The organism is Thiovibrio frasassiensis, from assembly GCF_029607905.1.
GTDB classification, from domain to species: Bacteria; Desulfobacterota; Desulfobulbia; order Desulfobulbales; family Desulfurivibrionaceae; genus Thiovibrio; species Thiovibrio frasassiensis.
The window spans coordinates 25,298-35,859 of the sequence record NZ_JAPHEH010000002.1 but is presented as its reverse complement, the minus strand read 5'-3'; the positions used below and the strand labels follow the sequence as shown (position 1 = coordinate 35,859).

At 56.5% G+C, this 10,562-nt stretch carries 7 protein-coding genes; all 7 read left to right on the top strand.

Annotated features, from left to right (window positions below; translation table 11 throughout):
• Nucleotides 1-225: hypothetical protein (locus OLX77_RS13190; RefSeq protein WP_307634106.1), on the top strand; the 225-nt coding region annotated here is incomplete at its 5' end.
• Nucleotides 226-364: 139 nt separating this feature from the next.
• The gene (amrS, locus tag OLX77_RS13185; protein ID WP_307634105.1) at nt 365-1,381 is read left to right on the top strand and encodes an AmmeMemoRadiSam system radical SAM enzyme; all 1,017 of its coding nucleotides are present in this window, start codon (nt 365-367) and stop codon (nt 1,379-1,381) included.
• Nucleotides 1,382-1,692: 311 nt separating this feature from the next.
• Nucleotides 1,693-3,036: a 3-deoxy-D-manno-octulosonic acid transferase gene (locus tag OLX77_RS13180; protein ID WP_307634104.1), complete on the top strand. Its 1,344-nt coding sequence runs from the start codon at nt 1,693-1,695 to the stop codon at nt 3,034-3,036.
• A gap of 91 nt (nt 3,037-3,127) precedes the next feature.
• Nucleotides 3,128-4,237: a glutamine-hydrolyzing carbamoyl-phosphate synthase small subunit gene (carA, locus tag OLX77_RS13175; RefSeq protein ID WP_307634103.1), complete on the top strand. Its 1,110-nt coding sequence runs from the start codon at nt 3,128-3,130 to the stop codon at nt 4,235-4,237.
• Between the two features lie 80 nt (nt 4,238-4,317).
• Nucleotides 4,318-7,533 carry a carbamoyl-phosphate synthase large subunit gene (gene carB / locus OLX77_RS13170; protein ID WP_307634102.1) on the top strand — a complete coding sequence of 1,072 codons (3,216 nt, stop codon included), beginning with the start codon at nt 4,318-4,320 and terminating at the stop codon, nt 7,531-7,533.
• Between the two features lie 191 nt (nt 7,534-7,724).
• A complete protein-coding gene (gene ftsH, locus OLX77_RS13165) occupies nt 7,725-9,590 on the top strand; it encodes an ATP-dependent zinc metalloprotease FtsH (protein ID WP_307634101.1) in 1,866 nt (621 codons plus the stop codon).
• Nucleotides 9,591-9,717: 127 nt separating this feature from the next.
• Complete coding sequence (gene folP / locus OLX77_RS13160; RefSeq protein WP_307634100.1) at nt 9,718-10,557, top strand: dihydropteroate synthase; 840 nt, start codon at nt 9,718-9,720, stop codon at nt 10,555-10,557.
• The last annotated feature ends 5 nt before the right edge of the window (nt 10,558-10,562 follow it).

The window sequence follows — 10,562 nt, the reverse complement described above, 5'->3', positions numbered from 1 at the left end:
CGAGATCTTGATCTCTTTAATGCAATAAAACTCCCCGAAGCCGAAGCTCCGGTTTCTTGGGGCCCATCTTTTACTTTATTTCACTATTCAGTTTTCAATGATCGCTGCGCCAAGCTTGCTGACCCGAAGTCAGTCTTGGCCTCCATCGTTGCGGAGAGCGGCAAATTAGTCGATCCGGCCCACCACGTCAACCCTATTTTTTACTTTTTATTCGCTAGACGCTAAAAAGCACAGTAATCCATTGAAATAAATTAGATATTTTCTTATTGACCCACCCCCATTGTTTGTGAATTAATACAGGTAGAGCCATTTTTCATACTATATAATGTAATAGACACGAGGCCAATTGCCTTAGGGGGTGATCATGCACGAAGCGCTCTTTTACACCCATCCCGCCGATTCCCCCGACCATGTCCGCTGCCTGCTCTGCAACCACCATTGCCTGATCGGCGATGGCAAGCGGGGAATCTGCAAGGTCCGGGAAAACCGGGGGGGGATTCTCTACAGCCTCAATTACGGCCGCCTGATCAGCGAGAACATCGACCCCATCGAAAAAAAACCCATCTTTCACCTCTTGCCCGGCTCGCTTTCCTATTCCATTGCCACGGTGGGCTGCAATTTCCACTGTAAACATTGCCAGAATTACGACATCTCCCAGTATCCCCAGCGCCACGGAGGAGAGATCCCCGGCACCCTGCGCACCCCGGAGGAAGTGGTAGAAGGTGCGCTGCGAAGCGGCTGCCAGTCCATCAGCTACACCTATGTGGAACCCACCATCTTCTACGAATTCGCCCTCGATACCGCGAAACTGGCACGGGCGGCAGGATTGAAGAACATCTTTGTCAGCAACGGCTACACTGGGCCCGAAGCAACCAGGGAACTGGCCCCGTATCTCGACGCCAACAATATCGACCTCAAGGGGTTTACCGACAAGTTTTACAAAGAGGTGTGCGGCGCCAAATTGCAGCCGGTCCTCGACACCATCCGGCTCATGAAGGAACTGGGGGTATGGGTGGAGGTCACCACCTTGGTTATTCCGGGCTGGAACGACGCAGATGACGAATTGCGTGACATCGCCCGCTTTATCCAAGGCATTTCCGCGGATATCCCCTGGCATGTCACCCGGTTCTGGCCAACATACATGATGACCGACCGGTCCCCCACCCCGCACCACACACTAGTCCGCGCCAGGGAGATCGGCCTGGCCGAGGGGCTGCATTATGTCTATGTCGGAAATATCCCCGGCGACACCGGGGAAAACACCCTCTGCCCCAAGTGTGGGAAACTGATCATAGAGCGGGCCGGCTTCTCAGTGCAACAGCAGCACATGACCAATGGCAACTGCAACTACTGCCAGGCGGCGATTGCCGGCATTTTTTAGGGGGAGGTCAGTATTCTTCCGCTCCTTTACCCGCAGGCCAGACAACCCTGCTTCGTTACGACCCGACTTACTCCCCTTAACCGCCCTCTCGGACAGCTGCGCAAAACACCTTCCGGGGCTCATCGAGATGGCTCCTTGCAGCCATGCTGGCGAGGTTAAGGCCTTGCGCAGAACCGGAGCCAAGCCCATACCGCCTCCGGCTTCTCCCGTAATTCTTATTGACGAAAAAGCGCTAATCAGTTTTAATACTTTGATTTTTACCTGAGGTTTGCAACCGACATATTTTCTCGTATAAAAGGGCACCTTAATCCTTGCTATATACTCTGTATCAACTCTTCGGCTGGCTCTTTTTCATTGTCATCTTCCCCTTTGCCTGTGTGTACCTTGCTTTCGCAGGCAAACATCGCCAAGGTCTCCGGCAACGCTTTGGTCATGTGGAAGATGTGCAACTTGACGAAGACAAACCCGTTCGCATCTGGCTGCACGCTGCATCTGTCGGCGAGATGCAGGTCGCCAAGGTATTGATCTCCGAATTCAAAAAACAGTTGCCTGAGGCGGCCATCGTCGTCTCCACCGGAAATCGGCACGGACTTGCCGTGGCGGAACAACTGCTGCCCGACGATGTCCCCTGTTTTTTTGCCCCGTTCGACCTCATCGGCATTGTCAACCGGGCCCTGGAAACAATCCGGCCCACGGTATATGTCTGCCTGGAAACAGAGTTATGGCCCAACATTATCCGGCAGGCGCAACATCACGGCGCGAAGCTCTTCCTCTTGAATGGCCGGCTTTCTAAAAAATCGTTTCGCGGCTACAAGAAGATAAAGGGGTTCATGCAGGATCTGCTCTCCTGTTTCATCAAGATTTCCGTCATCCAGGGTGATGATGCCAAGCGCTTCAGAGGGCTGGGCGCAGATCCGGCCAGCATCAGGATTCTGGGCAACGCCAAATACGATCAGGCAATGCTGCAGGCAGACCCGGCCATGCCCGAGCGTTATCGGCAGATGCTGAATATCCATCTTCAACAACCGGTATTTGTTACCGGCAGCACCCACACCGGCGAGGAAGCGATGCTGGTCGAAGTGTTTCGCTCCCTGCAACAGCGCCTCCCGGATCTGGTCTGGGTTATTGCCCCCCGGCATCTCCGGCGGCTTACCGAGGTTGAAAAGGTCTTGGAAGAGCAAGGGGTCGCCAGCATGCGCTTGCGCCAGGTACAGGAGCAAGGCCGCAGCACGGATGTGGTTTTGGTGGACACCATGGGAGAACTGGCCGGGCTGTATTCCGTTGCCACCTATGTCTTCTGCGGCGGAAGCCTGGTGGAGCGGGGCGGCCATAATGTCTTAGAGGCGGCGGCCTGGGGCACCCCTGTTTTTTACGGCCCCCACATGGGAGATTTTTCCGACGCGACGGCGCTGCTTGAGGCGGAAAACGCGGGGTTCTGCGTGAAAAACCCCAAGGAACTGGCCAGCATGCTTCTCTATTTTACTGAAAGACCGGAAGAATACGCCGTGACGGGACGAAGCGCCCTGAAGGTCGCAGGCCGGCAACAGGGTTCGGCCGCAAAACAGGTCGCCCTCATCAAAGAGGATCTGCATTCCGTATCGCACTCCTCTTGCGTGCAAACGACAACCGAGATTTTAGAGGGCGTTACCCAATAATTGCTCGACCTTGTATCTCGGCCCATTATGCCGGTCACGGCATTATTTTATGACAATTATTTTTTTTAAAACATCGGCTTAGGACAATTTTATGAAAGCACTTATCGCCCTTGAAGACGGCACTATCTTTGAAGGAAAATCCTTCACCGGCTCCGGAGAAACCAGCGGCGAGATCGTATTCAACACCGGGATGAGCGGCTACCAGGAAGTGCTCACCGACCCTTCCTATAAGGGACAGATCGTCACCATGACCTACCCGCTCATCGGCAACTACGGCGTGAACCCCGAAGACAACGAATCCGACCGGGTGCAGGTTGAGGCGTTCCTCATCAAGGAATACAACGCCATCCCCAGCAATTACCGTGCAACCGGCACCCTTGCCGACTTCCTCAAAAAGGACAACATCCTCGGGATCGAGGGCATCGACACCCGCGCCCTTACCCGGCATATTCGTAATGCCGGGGCCTTAAAGGGCATCGTCTCCACCGAGGATCTCGACCCGAAATCCCTCATCCAGAAGGCCAAGAATTCTCCCGGTCTGGTCGGCCGCGATTTGGTCCGGGAAGTGACCTGTGGTGAGCCTTATGGCTGGCGGGACAACAAACCCGCTCCCGGCAGCAATTTCAGCACAACCGCTCCGGGCAAATACAAGGTTGTCGCCTATGATTTCGGCCTGAAATACAACCAGCTCAGACTCCTGGCCGAACGGAACTGCTCGGTGCAGGTTGTCCCCTGCACCACCTCAGCCGACGAGATCCTGGCCATGAACCCGGACGGGGTCTTTCTTTCCAACGGCCCGGGCGATCCCGCAGGTATTCCGGGGATTGTCGACAATATCCGCGCCCTTTTCGGCAAGAAACCCATCTTCGGCATCTGTCTGGGCAACCAGTTGCTCGGCCTTGCCTATGGCGGCACCACCTACAAACTCAAATTCGGCCACCGCGGCGCCAATCAGCCGGTCAAGGATCTCACCACCGGCAAGATTGAAATAACCTCGCAAAATCACGGATTCTGTGTTGACTCAACCACCCTGAATCCCGATGATATAGAACTGACCCATATCAACCTCAACGACAGCAGCGTCGAAGGGATGCGGCACCGGAAATACCCGATTTTTTCCGTGCAGTATCATCCGGAAAACGCACCGGGGCCGCATGATTCGCTGTATCTCTTTGACCGTTTCATCGAGATGATGCAGTAGTAGCGTGGCCAGCAACACCGACAACCGACAGCGTAACACCTCATCAATTGATGATAACCACAAGCAGGTAAGAAAATCCGATGCCTAAAAGAACCGACATTAAAAAGATTCTGATTATCGGCTCCGGCCCCATCATCATCAGCCAGGCTTGCGAGTTCGACTATTCCGGCACCCAGGCGGTGAAGGCCTTGAAAGAGGAAGGCTACGAAGTCATCCTCATCAATTCCAATCCGGCCACGATCATGACCGATCCCGAGATCGCCGATCGGACCTACATTGAGCCGATTACCCCGGAGATGGTCGCCAAGATCATCGAACGGGAGCGGCCGGACGCCCTGCTGCCCACCCTGGGAGGGCAGACCGCCCTCAACACCGCCATCAAGGTGGCGGAGCTGGGCGTGCTGGAAAAATACGGAGTGGAGTTGCTCGGCGCCAATATCGCGGTGATCAAAAAAGCGGAAGGCCGCGACTCCTTCCGGGATGCCATGCGCAAAATCGGCCTCAAGGTTCCGGAAAGCGTCATCATCCACACCATCGAAGAGACCAAGGCTGCCAGCGAAAAGATCGGCTTTCCCATCATTGTCCGCCCCAGTTTCACCCTGGGCGGCACCGGCGGCGGCATCGCCTACAACTCCCAGGAACTCGACGAGTTCTGCAAAGCCGGTCTTGACCTGAGCATGAACTCCGAGGTCATGCTGGAGCGAAGCCTGCTCGGCTGGAAGGAGTATGAGCTTGAGGTGATGCGCGACAAGGCCGACAACGTGGTGATCATCTGTTCCATCGAAAACGTCGACGCCATGGGGGTGCACACCGGAGACTCCATCACCGTGGCCCCGGCCCAGACCCTGTCCGACCGCGAATACCAGGAGATGCGCAACGCCGCCATCGCCATCATGCGGGAGATCGGCGTGGAAACCGGCGGCTCCAACGTCCAGTTTGCCGTCAATCCCAAAGACGGCGAGCTGATGATCATCGAGATGAACCCCAGGGTTTCCCGGAGTTCCGCCCTGGCCTCCAAGGCCACCGGCTTCCCCATCGCCAAGATTGCCGCCAAGCTGGCCGTCGGCTATACCCTGGACGAAATCCCCAATGACATCACCCGGGAAACCATGGCGGCCTTTGAGCCGACCATCGATTACTGCGTGGTCAAGATCCCCCGCTTTACCTTTGAGAAATTTCCCGAGGCCGACGATTTCCTCACCACCGCCATGAAGTCGGTGGGCGAGACCATGGCCTTCGGCCGCACCTTTAAAGAAGCCTTCCAGAAAGGGATGCGCTCCCTGGAAATCGGGGTGAGCGGCTTTGGCGCGGACCCCAAATTCAACCTTGAAACCATGGACCAGCAGGATCTTGAAAACGGGTTGCGCAAGCCCAACTCCAAACGGTATTTCCAGGTGTTCGAGGCGTTGCGCCGAGGCATGAGCGTTGAAAGAATCTACGAGATCTCCTTCATCGACCCCTGGTTTCTGCACAACTTCAAGCAGATTGTCGCAATGGAAAGTCGCATCCGGGAGATGGGCTTCAACGGCTTGGAGCACGACTTTCTCCGGGAGGTCAAAGAACTCGGTTACTCCGATCGCCAGATTGCGTATCTTACCGGCACCTCGGAAGAGGATGTCTGGGAGCTGCGGGAAAAACTCGGCGTCCAGCCGGTGTATAAGCTGGTCGACACCTGCGCCGCCGAGTTCGAGGCCTACACCCCTTACTATTATTCCACCTACGAGGTGGAAGACGAGGCCCGTGAGAGCAAGGGGCAAAAGGTCATGATCCTGGGCGGCGGCCCCAACCGGATCGGCCAGGGGATCGAATTCGACTATTGCTGCGTCCATGCTGCTTTTGCGTTGAAGGAAATGGGCGTTGAGTCCATCATGGTCAACTCCAACCCGGAAACGGTTTCCACCGATTACGACACCTCGGATAAGCTCTACTTCGAGCCGCTGACCCGGGAAGACGTGCTGCATATCATTAAAAAAGAGAAACCCGATGGGGTTATCGTCCAGTTCGGCGGCCAGACCCCCCTGAACTTGGCCGTCCCGCTGGCCAAGGCCGGGGTGCCCATTCTCGGCACCTCCCCGGACTCCATCGATCGGGCGGAGGACCGCAAACGCTTCCAGCAGTTCCTGCACAAACTGGACCTGCTGCAGCCGGAGAACGGTACGGCCGAGACCGCGGATGAAGCCCTGGTGATTGCCGCCAGGATCGGCTATCCGGTGGTGGTCCGCCCCTCCTATGTTCTGGGCGGCCGCGCCATGCGCATTGTCTATAATGAAAAAGACCTGGCCTCCTATATGAATTCGGCCATTGACGTCTCACCCGACCGCCCTATCCTGATCGACAAATTCCTCAAGGATGCGGTGGAGATCGATGTGGATGCCATCTCCGACGGAGAAAACACCATCATCGGCGGGATCATGCAGCACATCGAGGAAGCGGGCATCCATTCCGGCGACTCCGCCTGCGTTCTGCCGCCGCACTCCATCTCCACGGAGATGATCGAGACCATCAAGAGTGCGACCCGGGCCATGGCGGCCGAGCTTAAGGTCAAGGGGTTGATGAATATCCAGTTTGCCGTCAAGGAGAATATGCTCTACATCCTTGAGGTAAACCCACGCGCCTCACGGACCGTCCCCTTTGTCAGCAAGGCAACGGGCGTCCCCCTTGCCAAGCTGGCCACCAAAGTCATGCTCGGCAAGACCTTGCCGGAGCTGGGCCTCACCGAAGAGGTCAAGGTTGCGCACTATGCGGTCAAGGAAGCGGTTTTCCCCTTTGATCGCTTTGATAATGTGGACACCCTGCTCGGGCCGGAGATGAAATCCACCGGCGAGGTCATGGGCATGGATGTCTGCCTCGGCCTTGCCTTCGCCAAGTCCCAACTGGCAGCGGGCCAGAAGATCCCCACCGAAGGCAATGTTCTCCTGAGCATGCGCCACAGCGACAAACCGGCCATTGTCCCGATCGCCAAGAAGATCATCGCCCTGGGCTTCAAGATCCTCGCAACCCGGGGAACCGCCAAGATTCTTGCCGAAAACGGCGTTGCCTGCACCAGTGTGCACAAGATTTCCGAAGGCAGGCCGCATATCCTCGACAAGATCCAGGACAAACAGATCCAGTGGATCGTCAACACCTCGCTGGGCACCAGAACCACGGAAGATGCCTATACCATCCGGAGGGCGGCCCTGAACTATCACCTGCCGTACACCACCACCATTGCCGGGGCTGAGTCCATGGTCAAGGCCATCGGCACCATGCAGCAGGAATCCATAGAAGCCAAATCGGTGCAGGAATATTTCGAATAAGCTGCACGTCGCGCAAAAAAGAGGGGTTCGCCGCGCCCCTCCTCTGGACTTTCTCCAAGGTCTGACTTATGGTGAAGGAACAAAAAAATTCCGCCTGGATCCTGAATCATCCCATGCGGCCGAAACCGAAAATGCCTGACACGTTTCGCAGGAGTCTCCCTGCGATTTGCACCTAATGAGGGAGGTTCTGCTTGAATAGCTTTTATAAAAATTTATCCATGTGGCTGGTAATCGGCCTCACCATGATCCTGCTGTTCAACCTGTTCAACAAGCCGCAGCCATCCGTGGTGGAAATGAGCTACAGCGACTTCCTGACCAGCGTTGAATCCGGCCAGATTTCCTCGGTAAACATCCAGGGAGACGAAGTAACGGGCAAGGGCAGCGCGGGCAAGGACTTCAAGGTCGTCACCCCCCCTGCCGACGCCGAGCTTATCCCCGTCCTGCGCAAGGCCAAGGTCGATATCCTGGTCAAGCAGAAGGAAGAATCTCCCTGGTACGTCACGGTCCTGATCTCCTGGTTCCCCATGCTCCTCCTCATTGGCGTCTGGATCTTCTTCATGCGCCAGATGCAGGGCGGCGGCGGCAAGGCCATGAGCTTTGGCAAAAGCCGGGCCCGCTTACTGGACAAGGATCAAACCAAGGTCACCTTTGCCGATGTCGCAGGCATTGAAGAGGCCAAGGAAGAGCTTTCCGAGATCATCGATTTCCTGAAAGACCCAAAGAAATTCACCCGCTTGGGCGGTCGCATCCCCAAGGGCGTTTTGCTTGCCGGGGCACCGGGCACCGGAAAAACCCTTTTGGCCAAGGCCGTGGCCGGCGAGGCCGAAGTCCCCTTCTATTCCATCAGCGGCTCCGATTTTGTCGAGATGTTTGTCGGCGTTGGCGCAAGTCGGGTACGGGACCTCTTCATCCAGGGCAAGAAAAACGCCCCCTGCATCATCTTCATCGACGAGATCGATGCGGTGGGCCGCCACCGCGGCGCAGGGTTGGGCGGCGGGCATGATGAGCGGGAACAGACCTTAAACCAGCTTTTGGTTGAAATGGACGGCTTTGAATCCAACGAAGGGGTCATCATCATCTCGGCCACCAACCGTCCCGATGTCCTTGACCCTGCCCTGCTCCGCCCCGGCCGCTTTGACCGCCAGGTGGTGGTGCCGGTGCCGGATGTGAAGGGCAGAGAGAAGATCCTGGAAGTGCATGGCCATAAAAAGGCCATTGCCGACGATATCAACTGGGAGATTATTGCCCGTGGTACCCCCGGTTTTTCCGGAGCCGACCTGGAAAACATGGTGAACGAGGCCGCACTGCTTGCAGCCCGAAACGATGCGGAAAAAATCACCATGGTCCACATGGAGCAGGCCAAGGACAAGGTCATGATGGGGGCCGAACGCCGCAGCATGATCATCACCGAGAAGGAAAAGGAAATCACCGCCTACCACGAGGCAGGACACGCCCTGGTGGCCATGCTCCTGCCCGGCACCGATCCGATCCACAAGGTGACCATTATCCCCAGGGGCCGCGCCTTAGGTCTTACCCAGCAGCTGCCGGTGGATGAAAAACACACCTATGCCCGCTCCTTCCTCCAGAACAATCTCTGCATCCTGCTCAGCGGCAGGGTGGCGGAAGAGCTGATCTTTGGTGAAATAACCACCGGCAGCGGCAATGATATCGAACGCTGCACCCAACTGGCGCGAAAAATGGTTTGTGAGTGGGGCATGAGCGAGAAGATGGGTCCCATGTCCTACGGCAAAAAGGAAGAACAGATCTTCCTGGGCCGGGAAATTTCGCAACACCGTGACTACAGCGAATCAACCGCAATCCGGATTGACGAGGAGGTCAAGACCATTGTTCTGACGGCCAACGATACGGTCCATCAGCTGCTTTCGGAAAACATTACGGTTTTGCGGGCCATTGCCGAGGCTCTTCTTGAAAAGGAAACCATCGGCCTTGAGGATATCAATTTACTCATGGGACGTGAGAGCAAGGTTGCATCTCCGGCTGCATCTCCGACTGCAACTCCGGCTGAGACACCGACTGAGACTTCCCCGCAGGAATAACCCCGCCGGTGTTTTCTTTCCACCACGGCCTCACCGGATTACCGATGCTCCTGTCTGCACCTTCCAACAACCTGAGCCCTTTGGCGGAATACCCGCTCAAAGGGCTCTCGCATTTTCAGGCTGCCCCATGCGGATTACAACCAGAAACAAGACCATAACCTTTGGCCCCCGGCCTCTGGTGATGGGCATCCTCAATGTCACCCCGGATTCCTTTTCCGATGGCGGCCGCTATAGCCAAAAGGAGGCCCTCTCCGCCCAGGTTCGGACCATGCTGGACAACGGGGCGGACCTCATCGACGTGGGGGGCGAATCCACCAGACCCTATGCCGAACCGGTCTCGGAACACGAAGAACTGCAGCGGGTACTTCCTGCCATTGCCTGCATCCGCGCCCTGCACCGCACCATTCCCATTTCCATCGATACGACCAAGGCGGAAGTAGCCCGCCAGGGACTGCAAGAGGGAGCGGACATTATCAATGACGTGAGCGGCTTGCGCTTCGATCCGGCCATGGTCCGGATCGCCATTGACTATCAGGCGCCGGTCATCCTCATGCATATGCGCAAAACTCCCAAAGACATGCAGGACGAACCGGTGTACGATGATGTTGTCCAGGAAATCATCGATTTTCTGGCTGAGCGGATATCCTGGGCAACAGCACAGGGGCTCGACCGGGAGCAGATTATTGTTGACCCCGGGCTCGGGTTCGGCAAAACTGTAATCCACAACCTAACAATCCTCAAGCATCTGGGGAAGTTTAAGAATCTGGGCTGCCCGCTTCTTGTCGGCCATTCCCGTAAGGGTTTCATCGGCAAGCTTCTTTCCTTGGAAACCCAGGAGCGGGATCTGGCGACGGCGCTGCTCTCGTCCTATTGCGCCACGCAAGGGGCCGATATTTTGCGCGTCCATGATGTAGAGAAAACCGTGCAGGCGGTTCGCCTGCACGAGGCCATAATCCTGGCGCCCTAAAAGGA